At 65.4% G+C, this 15,800-nt stretch carries 16 protein-coding genes; 10 read left to right on the forward strand and 6 right to left on the reverse strand.

The genetic code is table 11. From position 1 onward, the window contains the following. Positions 1 to 38: 38 nt before the first annotated feature. Positions 39 to 1,979 carry a glycosyltransferase gene (locus tag ACTEK7_RS27995; RefSeq protein ID WP_225147883.1) on the reverse strand — a complete coding sequence of 647 codons (1,941 nt, stop codon included), beginning with the start codon at positions 1,977 to 1,979 and terminating at the stop codon, positions 39 to 41. Next, positions 1,976 to 3,322 carry an HlyD family secretion protein gene (locus ACTEK7_RS28000; RefSeq protein WP_036037076.1) on the reverse strand — a complete coding sequence of 449 codons (1,347 nt, stop codon included), beginning with the start codon at positions 3,320 to 3,322 and terminating at the stop codon, positions 1,976 to 1,978. Before ACTEK7_RS28000 ends, ACTEK7_RS27995 begins: the two co-directional genes overlap by 4 nt. 287 nt (positions 3,323 to 3,609) lie before the next feature. Here ACTEK7_RS28000 and htpX point away from each other — a divergent pair, with 287 nt between their 5' ends. The 3 genes from htpX (at position 3,610) to ACTEK7_RS28015 (ending at position 6,016) form a co-directional block, all read left to right on the forward strand. After that, a complete protein-coding gene (gene htpX / locus ACTEK7_RS28005) occupies positions 3,610 to 4,548 on the forward strand; it encodes a zinc metalloprotease HtpX (protein ID WP_225138005.1) in 939 nt (312 codons plus the stop codon). A gap of 135 nt (positions 4,549 to 4,683) precedes the next feature. Further along, positions 4,684 to 5,325, forward strand: a complete 642-nt coding sequence (locus ACTEK7_RS28010; RefSeq protein WP_225147882.1) for a tetratricopeptide repeat protein — start codon at positions 4,684 to 4,686, stop codon at positions 5,323 to 5,325. Positions 5,326 to 5,623: 298 nt separating this feature from the next. Beyond that, positions 5,624 to 6,016 carry a DUF3551 domain-containing protein gene (locus ACTEK7_RS28015; protein WP_081493703.1) on the forward strand — a complete coding sequence of 131 codons (393 nt, stop codon included), beginning with the start codon at positions 5,624 to 5,626 and terminating at the stop codon, positions 6,014 to 6,016. Between the two features lie 203 nt (positions 6,017 to 6,219). Here ACTEK7_RS28015 and ACTEK7_RS28020 read toward each other — a convergent pair whose 3' ends face one another. Next, complete coding sequence (locus ACTEK7_RS28020) at positions 6,220 to 6,570, reverse strand: hypothetical protein (RefSeq protein WP_225147881.1); 351 nt, start codon at positions 6,568 to 6,570, stop codon at positions 6,220 to 6,222. A gap of 164 nt (positions 6,571 to 6,734) precedes the next feature. Beyond that, a complete protein-coding gene (locus ACTEK7_RS28025; protein WP_036024809.1) occupies positions 6,735 to 7,535 on the reverse strand; it encodes a hypothetical protein in 801 nt (266 codons plus the stop codon). A 227-nt stretch (positions 7,536 to 7,762) separates the two neighbouring features. Between ACTEK7_RS28025 and ACTEK7_RS28030 the strand changes: the two genes are divergently transcribed. Beyond that, positions 7,763 to 8,056, forward strand: coding sequence for a hypothetical protein (locus tag ACTEK7_RS28030; protein WP_036013813.1), 294 nt, complete (start codon positions 7,763 to 7,765; stop codon positions 8,054 to 8,056). Between the two features lie 148 nt (positions 8,057 to 8,204). Here ACTEK7_RS28030 and ACTEK7_RS28035 read toward each other — a convergent pair whose 3' ends face one another. After that, the gene (locus ACTEK7_RS28035; RefSeq protein WP_036013804.1) at positions 8,205 to 9,650 is read right to left on the reverse strand and encodes a helix-turn-helix domain-containing protein; all 1,446 of its coding nucleotides are present in this window, start codon (positions 9,648 to 9,650) and stop codon (positions 8,205 to 8,207) included. A gap of 228 nt (positions 9,651 to 9,878) precedes the next feature. On the opposite strand from ACTEK7_RS28035, the gene ACTEK7_RS28040 reads away from it, so the two are divergent. The 3 genes from ACTEK7_RS28040 (at position 9,879) to ACTEK7_RS28050 (ending at position 12,533) form a co-directional block, all read left to right on the forward strand. Further along, positions 9,879 to 11,513: an isocitrate lyase gene (locus tag ACTEK7_RS28040; RefSeq protein WP_225147880.1), complete on the forward strand. Its 1,635-nt coding sequence runs from the start codon at positions 9,879 to 9,881 to the stop codon at positions 11,511 to 11,513. Between the two features lie 71 nt (positions 11,514 to 11,584). After that, positions 11,585 to 11,794: a DUF4170 domain-containing protein gene (locus ACTEK7_RS28045; RefSeq protein ID WP_036013800.1), complete on the forward strand. Its 210-nt coding sequence runs from the start codon at positions 11,585 to 11,587 to the stop codon at positions 11,792 to 11,794. A 184-nt stretch (positions 11,795 to 11,978) separates the two neighbouring features. Beyond that, a complete protein-coding gene (locus ACTEK7_RS28050; protein WP_225147879.1) occupies positions 11,979 to 12,533 on the forward strand; it encodes a hypothetical protein in 555 nt (184 codons plus the stop codon). A 121-nt stretch (positions 12,534 to 12,654) separates the two neighbouring features. Here ACTEK7_RS28050 and ACTEK7_RS28055 read toward each other — a convergent pair whose 3' ends face one another. Continuing rightward, the gene (locus tag ACTEK7_RS28055) at positions 12,655 to 13,539 is read right to left on the reverse strand and encodes a metallophosphoesterase family protein (protein ID WP_036013809.1); all 885 of its coding nucleotides are present in this window, start codon (positions 13,537 to 13,539) and stop codon (positions 12,655 to 12,657) included. A 106-nt stretch (positions 13,540 to 13,645) separates the two neighbouring features. Here ACTEK7_RS28055 and ACTEK7_RS28060 point away from each other — a divergent pair, with 106 nt between their 5' ends. The 3 genes from ACTEK7_RS28060 (at position 13,646) to ACTEK7_RS28070 (ending at position 15,771) form a co-directional block, all read left to right on the forward strand. After that, positions 13,646 to 14,137, forward strand: coding sequence for an NUDIX domain-containing protein (locus ACTEK7_RS28060; protein WP_036013806.1), 492 nt, complete (start codon positions 13,646 to 13,648; stop codon positions 14,135 to 14,137). 87 nt (positions 14,138 to 14,224) lie between these two features. After that, positions 14,225 to 15,166 carry a glycosyltransferase family 2 protein gene (locus tag ACTEK7_RS28065; protein ID WP_225147878.1) on the forward strand — a complete coding sequence of 314 codons (942 nt, stop codon included), beginning with the start codon at positions 14,225 to 14,227 and terminating at the stop codon, positions 15,164 to 15,166. Positions 15,167 to 15,255: 89 nt separating this feature from the next. Further along, complete coding sequence (locus ACTEK7_RS28070) at positions 15,256 to 15,771, forward strand: GNAT family N-acetyltransferase (RefSeq protein WP_036013792.1); 516 nt, start codon at positions 15,256 to 15,258, stop codon at positions 15,769 to 15,771. Positions 15,772 to 15,800 lie beyond the last annotated feature (29 nt).

Consider the following 15,800-nt stretch of genomic DNA (forward strand, 5'->3'; position numbering starts at 1 on the left):
GGCGAGGAAGCCGACCTTGCCGCTAACAGTGCGTGGCGCTAGCCGAACAGCCGCATCAGCAGCGCCTTACCGACCGGGAGCGCCCTGACGCCCCGATAGGCCCGAACATATTCGCCGGCATAGAACGCCCTGATTGCATGCACGCGCGTGTCCATGCCTTCCGCGAACCGCACGGCAAATCCATCAATGGTCCGCCGCACCACGATGGCCGCGATCGAGCGGCCGTAGATTTGGCACTCGATGGTGCTCCCAGGCGCCGGCGGATCGGGATCGATTAGCCGCGCACCGGTGATGGAGATATCGGCGAGCCGAGCCAGATGCGACCTGCCGTCCTGGCGCAGCAGCACCGGCTCATTGCGATTGAAGCGCTCCGCCTTGCGCTTGCGCGGCTGCTCGATGCAGACGAAGCAGACCACGGTGAGGATGAACGCGTTGTAGAAGCTCCAGGCCAGCGCCAGTCCGCCATAGGCGATGTTCTCGCCGCGCTGCTGCAGGATAAAGGCATAGGCGATCGATGCGAGCGTGATGAAAAGTGCGCAGCCGTAGATGCGCAGCAGCGGCCATTCGACGAAGCGTCGGTCGCGGTCGCCGCCTTTCGCGGTGACCTTGAACTTGTGTCCGTTCGGCTTCAACAGGCCGGTCGCCACCGCCTTGAGCACGGCAGGCGCGGCAATCAGTTGGGAGACATCCGTCATCATTGCGAGCGAGCGGCCGCGCGAAAGCCAGGCCATGCTGAGGCCGTTCCAGACATAGAAGGGCAGAAAGACCCGCAACAGCTCGCTCAGATCAGCCCGCACCGCCTGGATGCCGAACAGCAGGAACAGCCAGGGCACCACAAGGCCCGCCACTTTCGAGGTGTAGACCGCGGACCAGCTCATGAAGGCGTCGGCCAGCGAGAGGCGGTCGATGAAGGGCAGCTTCGAGTCCCGCGAGAGCGGTCCGCTGCGGCCGCGCACGATCTGCATCAAGCCGAGGCACCAGCGGGCGCGCTGGGTGATGTATTCCTTCAGCCCTTCCGGCGCGAGCCCGATCGTCAGGCGCTCGTTGAGATAGATCGTATTGAGTCCGCGTTCCTTGAGGCGCAGCGTGACGAGATAGTCTTCCGTCACCGAATCGGTCGGAAAGCCGCCGATCCGCATCAGTCCGGAATAGCGGATGAGGGAGGAGGTGCCACAGCAGAACGCGACGCCCCAGGCGTCCTTGGCCGGCAGCAGGATGTCGAAGAAGAAGCGCTGCTCGTCGGGCCAGACGTCGGTCGCGGCGAGGTTGGTCTGGATCGGGTCGGGATTGATGAAGTGCTGCGGTGTCTGGACTACGCCGACCGACGCATCGTCCATGAGCGAGACGGTGCGCGCAAGGAAATCGGGCCGCGGCACGAAGTCTGCATCGAGAATGGCGACGAACTGCGGCCGCTCCGGCAGCGCCCCGACATGTCTCAGTGCGTGATTGATGTTGCCTGCTTTGGCGTGCTGGTTGTCGGGTCGAGTCAGATAGTGGCAGCCGAGCTCGCCGGACAGCCGCCGCAGCCAGGGCCGCCTTCCGTCGTCGAGCACCCAGACGCGGTAATTGCCGTAGTCCATGCCCGTCGCGCCGATGATCGTGCGCTCGAGGATCCCTCGTTCCTCGTTGTAGGTGCAGATGAAGACGTCGATCAGCGGCGCGCCCGGATCGGTGGTGCGGCCGTCGACCTTCGCCGCGCCGGTGCGGTCGCGCGTCCGGCTCAGGAACAGCAGCGACAACGCGACCGCGACGAGCGAGGCCGCCTCCAGCAGCATGAAGGGGTAGCCGATCACGGCATCGACGGTCAGGCGCGGCGGCGGAAGCGTCGACATGATCCGCCAATAGAGATAGCGCAGCAGCAAGGTCACCGAGACAATGGCCAGGAACGAGCGTGCCATCGTGCTGTCGCGCCTCAGCAGCGGTACGATCGCCATGAAGGCGCCGAGCGCGATCAGGCCGGGCGTCAGCGCCGCCGTCACGGTGCGGTCTCGTGCCGTGCAAACACCACGCGGCCGGTGCGGCCGACCGTGCAGGCGCGAGCTGCGGCATCGCGCGAGGCCACGGTCACACGATAGGGCTCCTTGCTCAGCGCATCCGGATTGATGGCGAGATTGGCCGGCGCGCCGGCAGCGCCGGTCAGGTTGACCACGGTGCCGGAGATCGGCTCGCCGCCGTCATTGGGCTCGAACGTCGCGTGGTCGCCGAGCTGCAGGCGGTTGTAGACGTTCTCGGTGACATTGGCGGTGATCACGGCGCCGCTGCAATCGAGCACTTTGAGCAACGGCTGGCCTGCCTGCACGTCCTCGCCCGGAGATGTCATCATTTCCCAGACGCGGCCTGCGACGGGTGTCGTAATGTTGGCTTCGGTGAGATCCGCGAACCGGACCTCCTCGACGATGATCTCGTTGGCGAGCCAGGCGATCTCCGTGTCGGTGCGCGCGAGATCGGCCTCGAGGTCGCCGGCACGCTGGCGCATCTCCTCCTCGCGCTGAACCGAGCTCGGCCGGTCGTTGTAGCTGTCGCCGAGGAAGGATCCGTTCCGCGCCGCGGCGAGCTCGACCTTGGCCGCGTCCAGCCGCTTGCGCGCACCGAGCTCGGTCTGTTGCGACACCGAGAGCTCGCGCGTCAGACGTGCCAGTTCGACAGTCGAGACATTGCCCGATTTTGCCAGCGAGGAGGCGCGCTCGACGGCGGCACTGGCCTCGTCCCGCCGCGCCGCCGCAGCCTCGATCGAGGTCTGGATCTCCGCGATGCGGGCCTCGAGCTGGAGCACGCGTCCGTCGCGAAATAGCGCGGCCTGCCGCGCCAGATCCTTTTGTGCCGCCTGCGCCGAAGCGAGCTTCGCCGCAAGGCTCGGCCGTTCATTCTCCAGGCGCGATTTCTGCCGCCGGAGATCGTCGAGCCGGGTGCGATCGCCGCGCGAGTTGAAGACGCGCAGGACGACGGTCCCGGCTTCGAGCTTGGCCTGGTCAGTGACGCGCTGGGCGGCTGCGACGCGGCCACCGATCGGAGTGCGCAAGGTGACGAGGCGGGAATTTAGCACGGCTTCGACGCTCGAATTTTCCCAGATCGCGCGCAGCGGCAGCCAGCCGAACACGGCGACGATGGCGAGCCCGATCGCGACCTTGGCTCCGCGCCGCAGATACGGCCAGCGGCGCCCCGATTCTTGCCCGCTCTGCGTCGTGGAAGCATGGTCGGACTCGTCATTGGTGAAGAGGTGCTCGTGCAGGGAGTCCTGCAAACCCTTCGCATCAGTTCTGGCGTCGTGAGGGGAGGGGGCGGATGAGGGGGCGACGGAGGCGGCGCTCGAGCGGTCTACCATGGCGGTCACCTTGCTGACGGGAGGCCAACGGGAACCCGGTCAATGCACAAGGCCAATGCCGCGTGCCCGGTTACCGCGAGTTATGCGGAAATTGCGCTTTCCAGGTTGCTAAGCCTCTGCGTGTGTTTTTGCGCAAATCCCGGTCAAGCTTTAGTGGCGGCGGAAAGGCTGGCTGGCGCCGCTGGCGTCTGCGGCTCCACGACGCACGAACCTTGCAGCCGGCGGCTGCATTCATACTTCGAAGGTGCCGGCCAGAGGTTCGCCCGCGGCCGCCCCAGGAGACGGCCATGAACTATTTTCGTACCGCAATGCTGCTCGCTGGCCTGACCGCCCTGTTCATGGGCGTCGGCTATCTGATCGGAGGCGCCTCGGGCGCCATGATCGCGCTCGTCATTGCCGCCGCAACCAACCTCTTCACCTACTGGAACTCCGACCGCATGGTGCTGTCGATGTACGGCGCCCATGAGGTCGATCGTTCGACCGCGCCGGAGCTGGTCGGCCTCGTCGCCGAGCTTGCGGGCCGTGCCGGCCTGCCGATGCCGCGCGTGTTCGTGATGGATGAGATCCAGCCCAACGCGTTCGCCACCGGCCGCAATCCGGAAAACGCCGCGGTCGCCGTCACCACCGGTCTGATGAACCAGCTCAGCCGCGAGGAGCTCGCCGGCGTGATTGCGCACGAGCTCGCGCATATCAAGCATCACGACACGCTGCTGATGACGATCACCGCGACCATCGCCGGCGCGATCTCGATGCTGGCGCAGTTCGGCATGTTCTTCGGTGGCAATCGCGACAACAACAACGGTCCGGGCATCGTCGGCTCGATCCTCTTGATGATCCTCGCTCCGCTCGGTGCCATGCTGGTGCAGATGGCGATCAGCCGGACCCGCGAATATGCCGCCGACAATCTCGGTGCGCGCATCGTGGGACAGCCGATGTGGCTGGCCTCTGCGCTGGTCAAGATCGAGGGCGCCGCGCACCAGGTCCCGAACTACGAGGCCGAGCGAAACCCTGCGACCGCGCACATGTTCATCATCAATCCGCTGTCGGGCCACGGGGTGGACAATCTGTTCGCCACCCACCCCTCGACGCAGAACCGCGTCGCCGCGCTCCAGCAACTGGCGGCCGAGCTCGGCGCGCGCGCGGCGCCGTCGGTCGGCGCCAACGAGAACTATCCACCGCGCGGGCCGTGGGGCCGCTCCTCCTCACGTCGTAGTCCCTGGGGCTGACGGAGCCGGCAAGGATTGCGTCTGGCTTTGTGATCTGGCGCACACAGGGGGGTCCCCGACCAGTGTTAACTCCTCGGCGTGACCATTCCTTCGAAAGGGGATGGGTGGCTGGCGCGCTGCCGGCCACCGTCGAAGATGACCAGAATTGCCGTACCATTGCTGATCGTCCTTTGCGTGCTCGTCGGCTTGTCCACGCACATGGTCGTCAATTGCGGCGACGAGGATGATCCCGACATCTGCTCGGCCGTGATCGGCTTCTCGCCGCTGCGCGGCTCGCTGATCGCCTTCGCCTATGCGGGACGTGGACGGATCGCGCTGCGTCACGGCGACTTCAAGCGGGCGATCGCCGATTTCGACGAGGCCATTCACCTCAATCCCAACCGCGCTTCGCTCTATCGCGACCGGGCGCTGGCGCGCCGGCAGAATGGCGACCTCGAGCTTGCCATTGCGGATTACGACGAGGCGATCGCGCACGATCCCAAGCGCGCGGCACCTTATCACCAGCGCGGTCTCGCGCTCGCCGCAATGGGCGATCTCGACCGCGCCATCCTGAGCTACAGCACGGCGGTCCGCCTCGACCCCTCCGATGCGCAGGCCCGTCTCGACCGCGGCCTTGCGTTCCTCGCCCGCGGCCAGACGGACGACGCCCGCGCCGATTTCGAGGCCGCGCTGGCGCTGCCCGCCGGCAAGGACGGTCGCGCGCGAGAGGCCGCGCGCGCCAAGCTCGCGGAACCCGCCAGCGCCGAGCCGACACTGGTGGCCGCGCCGCGAAGATGAGGGAAGTCTCTCCGCGAAGCCCGGAAAGCGTAGGGTGGGCAAAGGCGCACTTCGCGCCGTGCCCACGATCTTCTCAATACGACAACAGACGCGTGGGCACGCTTCGCTTTGCCCACCCTACGATGCTTCTGTAGGACAGGTGGCTTGCCGCATAACGGCGAGCCGGTGGGAGATGCGGAAAGCGAGACTGTCGCGGCTGTCTGCTGCGCGTATGAACCAATTCAACTAGTATTGAGTTGGATCAATACTGGCAGGGTCCAGAGTGCATCCATGTCGTGCGCCCCTGGAGGAGCTTCCAATGTGCAAATGGGCTTTGACGATTCTGACCCTGAGTATCGCTCTGACAGCGGGGCAGGCTCGGGCCCAAAGATATGACCCGGCTTATCCCGTTTGCTTGAACGTCGTTTCTCGCGGAATGACGCCATACTACCGATGCAGCTTCACGACGATGGACCAATGCAGGGCGTCGGCAAACGGCCAGATGTGCGTCCTCAATCCCTACTACGCCGGTCCTCCGGCGAGAGGAAACGCTCGGCGGCATCATCGCCAGACCTACGCGCCACCGAGGCCGCCGGTCCAGTACCGGGCGGTACCCTATAATCAGTTCAATGAACCCTATTATGGGGCATCCCAAGGTTACGCGCCTGGCGAGAAAGAGCGCTTTCTCCAAAGTGTGAGGCAGTACATGTGAGGGATGTCGCTCGACTCTTCGACCAGCCCATGCCTGGGGCGGAGGAATCGTTGAGGTCGCGGCCGGCCCGATTGCGGCGGCCGCGCGGGAGCGCGTCGCAAACGCGCAACGCGGCGATCCGATCAAGCCGGAGATAATTGGGAGACAGGCCGGCGAGCCTCCAGATCGCCAATCCCGTGGCGGCGATCAGGAACGTGCAACGACTACGTCTTCTTTTTCGCTTTGGCTTTCTTTGCGGCCTTCTTCGCCGGCTTCTCGTCCTTTGCCTTCTTCTCCGCTTTCACCGTAACAGGCGTGCTGGCGGCGAGGCGCATCGACCGCGCGTAGCTGTCGGCGACGTTATCGGCGGACATCTGCAGGCGCTTGGCGGCCGCGGTCGCCTGCTCCATGGTGGCCTTGGCCATCATCTTGAAGCGCTCGCCGGTCTCCTTGCCCTTGGCCTTGGCCGCAAAGCTGTTGAAGCGATCCCGCCGCTCCTTGGCACGGGTCATCAGGCCCGTATGCAGCTGTCTGGCCAGTTGCCGGATCACGACATCCAGGTCGGCTTCCGCCATGGTCTCTCATCCCCTTCGAAAAACGGTATCGATGCGGGCGGGACTATGCAGATCGGACCCCGGCTTGGCAATTCCCGGCTGTGCGTCATCCGCAGCTTCCGGTCTGCGAAACAAAAAAGCCGCGCTGTTCGCGCGGCTCTTTGGCTTGGCTTGGCGCCGTCCGCTCATTTCAGCGAGGCGACCGGGCCGTTCGAGGCTGCCGGCTCGGGGTCGAAGCCGAACACGCCGACGAGATATTTGTAATAGTCCGGCATCTTCTCCTTGAGCGCCTCGCGCGACTTCGGATCGTGGAATTCGCTCTTGCCGGCCAGGAAGATGCTGGCGGTCACCGCAAAGAATTCCATGGGATTCTTCATCGCATAGGATTCCTTGGGCAAGAGGTCCTTGGACTTGGCGAGGGCGTAGTAGGTGATCACGCCCTTGTTGGCGTAGCCGTCCGGCAGCAGCCGCGCGTGGAAGGCGTGCAGCATCTCGTGCAGCAGCACGGCCTCCTTCTCGTAGCGCATCATGTCCGGCCGCAGCATGATCACGCCGAGGCCCGAATCGACCGCGAGGTCGACGGCATTAGGATTGGTCCAGCGCTGCTTGGCGGGGTCCCAGACCGTCAGGGTCCGGGGCGCGGTGCGCTGCATGTCCGGCGTGACCCGGCCGTAGCAGGCGGTGGCGGCGCCTTCGTCGAGGCAGGCGAGTTCGCTCGCGACGATCGGAACAGTGTGGAAGAAGCGCAGCACGCGCGGGGAGAGGCCGACGCCTTCGACGACGTCGATCTGGCTCTTCAGGTTCTCGGTGAGCTTGTCGACATCCTTGCGGTCGCGGTTCTCGGAGATGTCGAACATGTAGCCGCGGTAGCTCTGGAAGCCCGGCGGCAGCGGCTGCGCCGCGCCGGCATCGAGCGACCCGGCGATGGTTGGACTGGCGAATAGCGCGCCGACAATGGTCGCGGTCAGCAGCAACGCAATGCGCATGGTGAACCCCCTGATGTCACTTCGCCCAGCAGTTTAAGTCGCCCTTGTTTGCGAAAAGTGAGTGCGGCGAGACTAAGGCACTGATGTTGAGGCGTGCTTAACCGTTGGTTGCAGATCGCGCGGGCGGATTAGGGTCGGGTTAACCAAGCGTGGATCGGCTGCGCGCTTCGGCGTAACATCCGCCCGGGCTCGAGGCCCTCACATCATAGCCGGAAGGGGAGGATGCCATGTATGCCGCCATCCGTCAGGCCAAGGCAAAAAGCGGGAGCGCGGAAGAGCTGACGCGCCGCATCAAGGACGGCGCCGTTCCCATCATCAGCGACGTCGACGGTTTCCGCGCCTATTACGTCGTCTATGGCGGCGACGACACGGTCACCGCGATCTCGATCTTCGACAAGTTCGAGCAGGCCGAGGAAGCGAACAAGCGCGCCATCGCCTGGATCGAGAAGGATCTCGGCCCGCTGCTCGCCGGCGACGCCCGCGCCGTGGCGGGACCGGTGATTGTGCATACGCTGGCGTGAGGGCGCACGCTATTGATGACCGGAGCGGCGACCACACACTTGGTCGGCATGCCCGGGCTTGACCCCGGCATCCACGTCTTTCTGCGTACGCGGAAGCGCGTGGATGGCCGGGTCAAGTCCGGCCATGACGGAAGAGAGAGTGTGTGCCTCACAACTCCCTTGCATTCGAGAACGCAAAGCTCGACACCCGCCGCGTCGTCTCGTCCAGGATCAACGTGCGTGTGATCGGCGGCTCGGCGCGCTGGGCGCAGTTCTCGCGCTCGCAGAGGCGGCAGTTGACGCCGATCGGGGTGCCCTCGGCCTTCTCCAGGTCCATGCCGGTGGCGTAGGTCAGGCGGGCGGCGTGGCGGATCTCGCAGCCGAGGCCGATGGCAAAGCGCGGCTGCGGCAGCGGATGCGGCGCCACGGGGCGGCGCACCATCTGCGCGATCGAGAAATAGCGCGTGCCGTCGGGCAGCTCGATCACCTGCTTGAGCAGGCGATCCGGCGTGTCGAAGGTCGAATGCACATTCCAGAGCGGACACGTGCCGCCGAATTTCGAGAACGGGAAGGTGCCGGAGGAGAAACGCTTGGAGACGTTGCCGGCATTGTCGACGCGCAAGAGGAAGAACGGAATGCCGCGCGCATTCGGTCGCTGCAGCGTGGTGAGGCGGTGGCAGACCTGCTCGAAGCCGGAATTGAAGCGCTGTGCCAGCACGTGGATGTCGTAGTTCAGCGCTTCGGCGGCCGCGAGGAACGCCGGGTAGGGCATCATCACGGCGGCCGCGAAGTAATTGCCGAGCGTGATCCGGAACAGCCGCCGCGGCGCATCGTCCAGCGGGCCGGCCCGGCCGATGATGGTCTCCAGCGCCTGCGCGCATTCCGCCAGGCCCAGCTGGAAGGCGAGCTGGAATGCGCGGCCGGGCGGATCGACCAGCTCCGAGATCAGCAGCTGCCGGCGGTGGCGGTCGAATCGGCGGAGCGTCTCGCGCATCACGTCGACCGGCATGATGCGGGTCTGGATCGAGTGCTTCTCGCGCAAGCGCGTTATCAGCGCGGCATACAGCCCTTCGGCGGGCTCGTTCAACTCGTCGCGCAGATTTTCCGCCGCCTGCTCCAGCTCCGGAAAATAGTTGCGGTTGGCCTCGATCAGCTCGCGCACGCGCTCGACCGGATTGGCTTCAAAGCGCGTGCCGACGTCGCGGTCGGCCATCTGCGCTGCGGCCAGGGTCTCGCCCTGACGCGCCTCGGTATAGGCCGCGTAGAGCCGCTGCAGCGCATGGGTGACGCCGGGGCAGAGCTCGGCGAGGTCGCGCAGCTCCTGCTTGGGCACGTCGATCTGCCGGAACAGGGGATCGGAGAAGATCTCGTTCAGCTCGGCGAAGAAGCGGTCCTCGTCCGCGGTGGCGAGATCGCGCAGGTCAAGGTCATAGGTCTCGGCCAGCCGCAGCAGGATCTGCGCCGTGACCGGGCGCTGGTTGCGCTCGATCAGGTTGACATAGCTGGGCGAGATCCCGAGCCCCTCGGCGATCTGGGTCTGCGACAGCCCCAATTGCTGCCGGATTCGCCGGAAGCGCGGGCCGACGAAGAGTTTCTTGCCGGAATCGGCGGGCATGTCTCAGATCTCCGGACTCAATCAAGGTCAGAGCAGTTGACCTATTATTTACAAATTTTTCAAAGTGACATCTATTACACGTTCAGATGTTACATGACATCACCAATAAAAAACAAGCCATCTGTACGAACTTTTCCTTTTCGCGTTTAGCTTCTGACACGCATCTCGCAATGCATTGTCAAGAATGTCGATGGCTGTGTCGCCATCGTCAGCGAAAGGATCAGGCACATGAACTACCAGCCCCGCGGTATCAGCACCCTCCAGGGTCCGTCCTCGTATCAGGACGAGGTCAAGGCGGCTCAGGCGCTCCTCGAGACCCAGCCGACCTGGAACGGCGTGTCGGCCGAGGCCGTCGCGCGCATGCGCCTGCAGAACCGTTTCAAGACCGGCCTCGACATCGCCCGCTACACCGCGGCCGTGGTGCGCGCCGACATGGCCGCCTATGACAAGGATCCCACCAAGTACACCCAGTCGCTGGGCTGCTGGCACGGCTTCATCGCCCAGCAGAAGCTGATCTCGGTCAAGAAGCACTTCGGCGGCAAGACCGACCGCACCTATCTCTATCTCTCCGGCTGGATGATCGCGGCGCTGCGCTCCGAATTCGGTCCGCTGCCCGATCAGTCCATGCACGAGAAGACCGCGGTGCCGGCGCTGATCGAGGAGCTCTACACCTTCCTGCGTCAGGCCGATTCGCGCGAGCTCAACGACATCTTCCGTCTGCTCGACAAGGCGCGCAAGGAAGGCGACAAGACTCGCGAGAAGGAGCTGATCGAGAAGATCGACAACTTCCAGACCCACGTCGTCCCCGTCATCGCCGACATCGACGCCGGCTTCGGCAACGCGGAGGCGACCTATCTGCTCGCCAAGAAGATGATCGAGGCGGGCGCCTGCGCGCTGCAGATCGAGAACCAGGTCTCGGACGAGAAGCAGTGCGGCCATCAGGACGGCAAGGTCACGGTGCCGCATGACGTCTTCCTGGCGAAGATCCGTGCCTGCCGCCACGCCTTCCTCGAGCTCGGCGTCGAAGACGGCATCGTCGTGACCCGCACCGACTCGCTCGGCGCCGGCCTGACGCAGCAGATCGCGGTTAGCCACAAGCCCGGCGACATCGGCGACCAGTACAACAGCTTCCTCGATTGCGAGGAAATCACCGCGGAGAACGCCAAGAACGGCGACGTCATCATCAACCGCAACGGCAAGCTGATGCGTCCGAAGCGGCTGCCCTCCAACCTCTACCAGTTCCGCCCCGGCACCGGTGCAGACCGCTGCGTGCTCGATTGCATCACCTCGCTGCAGAACGGCGCCGACCTGCTCTGGATCGAGACCGAGAAGCCGCATATCGAGCAGATCGCCAGCATGGTCGACCGCATCCGCAAGGTGGTGCCGAACGCCAAGCTCGCCTACAACAACTCGCCGTCGTTCAACTGGACCCTCAACTTCCGTTGGCAGGTCTACGACGCGATGAAGGAAGCGGGCCAGGACGTCAGCAAGTACAACCGTGCCGAGCTGATGAAGGCGGAGTACGACGACACGCCGCTGGCGAAGGAAGCCGACGAGCGCATCCGTACCTTCCAGGCGGATTCGGCCAAGCGCGCCGGCATCTTCCACCACCTGATCACGCTGCCGACCTATCACACGGCCGCGCTCTCGACGGACAATCTCGCCCGCGAGTATTTCGGCGAGCAGGGCATGCTGGGCTACGTCAAGAACGTCCAGCGCGCCGAGATCCGTCAGGGCATCGCCTGCGTGAAGCACCAGAACATGGCCGGCTCCGACATCGGCGACGACCACAAGGAGTACTTCGCGGGCGAAGCTGCGCTGAAGGCGGGCGGCGTCCACAACACGATGAACCAGTTCGGCTAACGGCGGATCGGACCGGTCTGGAAGCCAGGTTGGAGTCCAGGCCGGTCACGCACCTCAACAGGAGACTGACAATGACCAAAGGCAGCAATTTCTGGGTGATCGGCGGCGAGTTCGGTTCGATGAACTTCCACAAGCTCGTGGAAGGCTCGGCCCAGGTCAAAGGTCCGTTCAAGACCCGCAAGGAAGCCGAAGAGTGCTGGAAGGAAGTCTCGGAAGAAAGCCGTCACAAGGCCGGCGTCCGCTTCTCGATCGTGGAAGAGCCCTCGCGGGTCTCGGCCTGATCGCCCCGACTTAAGAAGACGTCCAAGGACGGATGGTCCCATCCAGGCCCTGCCTGGGTGGGATCGTCTGTTTTTGGCACAGGTGAAACGGCTGTGGGCGCCGTAAGTCTCTGGAATTGTAGGTCTTTGCGGAGGGTTTGGTTGCTGATAGGTTAATGGGCATAAGTCGAGGACGAGGCCGACAATGTCAGAGCCCGAGACCAGCGGGACCCATCCCGGCCAGCCGGGCCCGGTGCGGCTGCGCGATGCGCTGCTGCGCGCGCGGATCGAGGCGGCCGACCGCACCGGCGTCGTCGTCGATTTGCGCGACGCCGAGGTGGCACGGCTCGAGATCCTCAACGACGCGCTCGATCCCCTGTTCGCGCAGGTGCCTGATCAGATCGACCTGTTCGACCGCGGCATCAGCCAGGGCGATACGCCGCGGCTGTGGATCGACGTCGTCGCCCATATCGTGATGGGCCGCGACAAGCGGATGTACCGCTTCGTCCAGGACACCCGCTTCGGCCGCATCGTGCTCGCCGAATCGCACGACACCGCCGTGATCGTCGAGGCCGTCACCGACTATGTCGCGCGCCGCATGGTCGAGCGCGAGCGTGCGATGGTGGTCCAGCCCGAACCGCAAGCCCCGGCCGCCGCGCCGCCGCGCCGCTCGCGCCTGTGGCCATTCGTGTTCGGCTTCGTGCTCGGCGCTGCCGCGTTGTTCGGGGTGGCAGTGCTTGCGGTCTTGCGGAGCTGGTGAGGCTCTCTCCTCGTCATCCCGGGGCGCGCGCAGCGCGAACCCGGGATCCATTCATCAGCACGCGCTGCGGCCCGATGGATTCCGGGTTCATGCTTCGCATGCCCCGGAATCACAGCCGGGGCTAAATCAACCGCACATGCTTGATCTGCCCGACCTGAAACCCCGCCCCGAGGCTTCGCACCGTCTGCTCGCAGCGCCAGCCGGCATTGTCCTTCTCGATGGTGAACAGATTGTACGCCGCCGCCGGATAACGTCCGTGCGCCAGCGCGGAGGCCGACGGCACGCCGAGCGCGGGAATGTTGCCGTTTGGACCCTCGAACCACATCGTCGAATGAATGTGGTCGTGCCCGTGCAGGACCAGCTCGACGCCGTGGCGCTTCAACAGTCCCAGCAATTCCGGCGCGTCCGTCATCCGCTTCGCCCGCGCGCTGGATTTCAGCGGATGATGCACCAGCAGCACGCGGAAGACGTCTTCCGCGGCGAGTCGCTCGAGCACCTCCGCGAGCGCGGCGAGCTGATCGCGCCCGAGCGTGCCGGTTGCCATCAGCGGCAGGGTCGGCACCGCCGTGGACAGGCTGATCAGGGCAAGCGGCCCGCGCCGGCGCACCGCTGGGAAGGCTGCGCCGCCGGGTGTGTCCGCGGCGATGTAGTGCAGGAACGTCTCGCCGAAGCGATGACGCGTCGCGCTGACATAGGCGTCGTGATTGCCGGGGATCGCGGTCACGCGGTCGGGCGGGCCGACGCTTTCGAGCCAGGCCAGCGCCGGTGCGAACTCCGCCTCCAGCGCCAGGTTGACGAGATCGCCCGTCACTGCGATGTGGTCGGGCGCCTGCGCCTTCATGTCGGCGACGAGCGCGTCGAGAACCTCGCGGCGCTGGTACTTGTGGCGGTTGCGCGTCCAGTTGACATAGCCGAACGCGCGCTTGCCCGCGAGCTCGATCAGCCGCGGCTTCGGCAAAGGCGCCAGATGCGGATCGGACAGGTGGGCGAGCGTGAAGGGGGCCAGCGTGAAGGGAGTCATGGCGCGCGAATGCCTCGCTATTGCTCCGCTGTAATGGCAAGGTCGCGCGCCCCGCGCAAGCAGGGCCTGAAACGGGGCGTCGAGGAGCCTGATGGGAGAACGTCTGAACCGAGCCCGACGGAAAGCCGAGCCGCTGCTGCGGCGGTTCTTGCACGGCTATTTCCTGCTCGTCCGCGGCATGACGCTCGGCGTCCGTGCCGTGGTGCTGGATGCCGACAATCGCGTCTTCCTGGTCAGGCATAGCTACGTCAGCGGCTGGTATTTGCCTGGCGGCGGCGTCGATTTCGGCGAGACCATGGAAGAGGCGTTGCGGCGCGAGCTCAAGGAGGAGGGCGACATCGATCTGACCGGCGAGGCGATCCTGCACGGCGTCTTCCTCAATAGCCACGTCTCCCGCCGCGACCACGTCGCGGTCTACGTGGTCAGGCAGTTCAGGCAGGACCGCGTCCCTGAGCCCAACCGCGAGATCGTCGAATGCGGATTCTTCGACAATGCCGCATTGCCCGAGGGCACCACGCCCGGCACGCGGCTGCGGATCGCCGAAGTGCTCGATGGCAGGCCCGTGATTGCGACGTGGCGCTGAGGGCAGCTTGTGCTAGTAACCCGCTCGACGCGCACGGCAGGCCACGCCGCTCGGGCGCGAGCCGACAAGCCTCGGAGTGCTGCCCTGATGACCACAACGCAACTTCGTATCGCGGTGCTGGTGCCCTGCTACAACGAGGAGGCCGCGGTCGCGACCGTCGTTGCCGATTTCCGCAAGGCGCTGCCCGCGGCGGAGATCTACGTCTACGACAACAATTCGCGCGACCGGACCGCCGCGGTCGCGCGCGAAGCCGGTGCGATCGTGCGCAGCGAGCGCCGGCAGGGCAAGGGCCACGTCGTGCGCCGCATGTTCGCGGACGTCGAGGCCGACGTCTATGTGCTGGTCGATGGCGATGCCACCTACGATGCGCCGAGCGCACCCATCATGATCGACAAGCTGCTCGACGAGCATCTCGACATGGTGGTCGGGCTTCGCGTCGATCAGGTCCAGGCTGCCTACCGGCTCGGCCACCGCACCGGCAACCGCATGCTGACCGGCTTCCTGTCCGACACCTTCGGCCACGCTTTCAAGGACCTCCTGTCCGGCTACCGGGTGTTCTCGCGCCGCTTCGTCAAATCCTTTCCCGTCCTCTCCGACGGCTTCGAGATCGAGACCGAGCTTGCGGTCTATGCGCTGGAATTGTCGCTGCCGGTTGCCGAGGTCGAGACGCCCTATTATGCGCGCCCCGAAGGCTCGTTCTCCAAGCTCAACACCTGGCGCGACGGCTTTCGCATCCTCGGCACCATGCTGAAGCTCTATCGCAGCGAGCGGCCGTTGCGCTTCTTCACGGTGATCGGAATCCTGCTGGCGCTGGCGTCGATCATCTTCGCGATTCCGATCGTGATCACCTTCATCGAAAGCGGCCTCGTGCCGCGCCTGCCCACTGCCGTGCTGTCGATGGGCCTGATGATCATGGCCTTGCTGTCGGTGTCGTCAGGGCTCGTGCTCGATACGGTGACGCGAGGGCGGCGGGAGATGAAGATGCTGGCCTATCTGTCCCAGCCGGCGTCGAAACGGAACGCAGGTTGAGCCAGGCTTGCACTTCTCCCGCCGGGAGGTAAACGGGGCACCGCCGCCCATGGACCTTCGCAGGCGCAAGTGCTACTCCGCGAATTGACATGAACGATCTCTCACTGACCATTCTTCCCGAAGCCGCCGGCGACGCTCAGGCGATCGAGCGGCTGCACGAACGCACCTTCGGCCCCGGCCGCTTCGTGCTGAGCGCCTACCGGATCCGCGAGCACGTCGACCATCTGCTCGAACTGTCCTTCACGGCCCGTATCGGCACGCTCCTGGTCGGCTCCGTCAGGCAATTGCCGATTCTGATCGGCCAAACGCCGGCGCTGCTGCTCGGGCCGCTTACCGTCGAGCCGCCGTTCCGCGATCGCGGCATCGGCCGTCAGTTGATGGAGCGCGCGCTGAAGGACGCCAGGGAAAAAGGCCACCGCCTCGTGCTGCTGGTCGGCGACGAGCCCTATTACGGCCGCGTCGGCTTCAAACAGGTGCCGAAGGGCCGCGTCACCATGCCCGGCCCGGTCGATGCCGCGCGCATCCTGGTGTTCGAGCTCGTCGACGGCGCCTTCGAGGGCGTGTCGGGCGCGGTCGGCCCCGACTGGAGCAAAGCGCGGACATAGGAGCGGCGCGCGTCGTTGGAAACGCCGTA

It is taken from the genome of Bradyrhizobium sp. JHI2711 (assembly GCF_056156565.1).

Coding starts and splice junctions, on each gene's coding strand:
- ACTEK7_RS28000 (WP_036037076.1), bottom strand. CDS start 3,322: ATGGTAGACCGCTCGAGCGCCGCCTCCGTCGCCCCCTCATCCGCCCCC.
- htpX (WP_225138005.1), top strand. CDS start 3,610: ATGAACTATTTTCGTACCGCAATGCTGCTCGCTGGCCTGACCGCCCTG.
- ACTEK7_RS28010 (WP_225147882.1), top strand. CDS start 4,684: ATGACCAGAATTGCCGTACCATTGCTGATCGTCCTTTGCGTGCTCGTC.
- ACTEK7_RS28015 (WP_081493703.1), top strand. CDS start 5,624: ATGTGCAAATGGGCTTTGACGATTCTGACCCTGAGTATCGCTCTGACA.
- ACTEK7_RS28020 (WP_225147881.1), bottom strand. CDS start 6,570: ATGGCGGAAGCCGACCTGGATGTCGTGATCCGGCAACTGGCCAGACAG.
- ACTEK7_RS28025 (WP_036024809.1), bottom strand. CDS start 7,535: ATGCGCATTGCGTTGCTGCTGACCGCGACCATTGTCGGCGCGCTATTC.
- ACTEK7_RS28030 (WP_036013813.1), top strand. CDS start 7,763: ATGTATGCCGCCATCCGTCAGGCCAAGGCAAAAAGCGGGAGCGCGGAA.
- ACTEK7_RS28035 (WP_036013804.1), bottom strand. CDS start 9,650: ATGCCCGCCGATTCCGGCAAGAAACTCTTCGTCGGCCCGCGCTTCCGG.
- ACTEK7_RS28040 (WP_225147880.1), top strand. CDS start 9,879: ATGAACTACCAGCCCCGCGGTATCAGCACCCTCCAGGGTCCGTCCTCG.
- ACTEK7_RS28045 (WP_036013800.1), top strand. CDS start 11,585: ATGACCAAAGGCAGCAATTTCTGGGTGATCGGCGGCGAGTTCGGTTCG.
- ACTEK7_RS28050 (WP_225147879.1), top strand. CDS start 11,979: ATGTCAGAGCCCGAGACCAGCGGGACCCATCCCGGCCAGCCGGGCCCG.
- ACTEK7_RS28060 (WP_036013806.1), top strand. CDS start 13,646: ATGGGAGAACGTCTGAACCGAGCCCGACGGAAAGCCGAGCCGCTGCTG.
- ACTEK7_RS28065 (WP_225147878.1), top strand. CDS start 14,225: ATGACCACAACGCAACTTCGTATCGCGGTGCTGGTGCCCTGCTACAAC.
- ACTEK7_RS28070 (WP_036013792.1), top strand. CDS start 15,256: ATGAACGATCTCTCACTGACCATTCTTCCCGAAGCCGCCGGCGACGCT.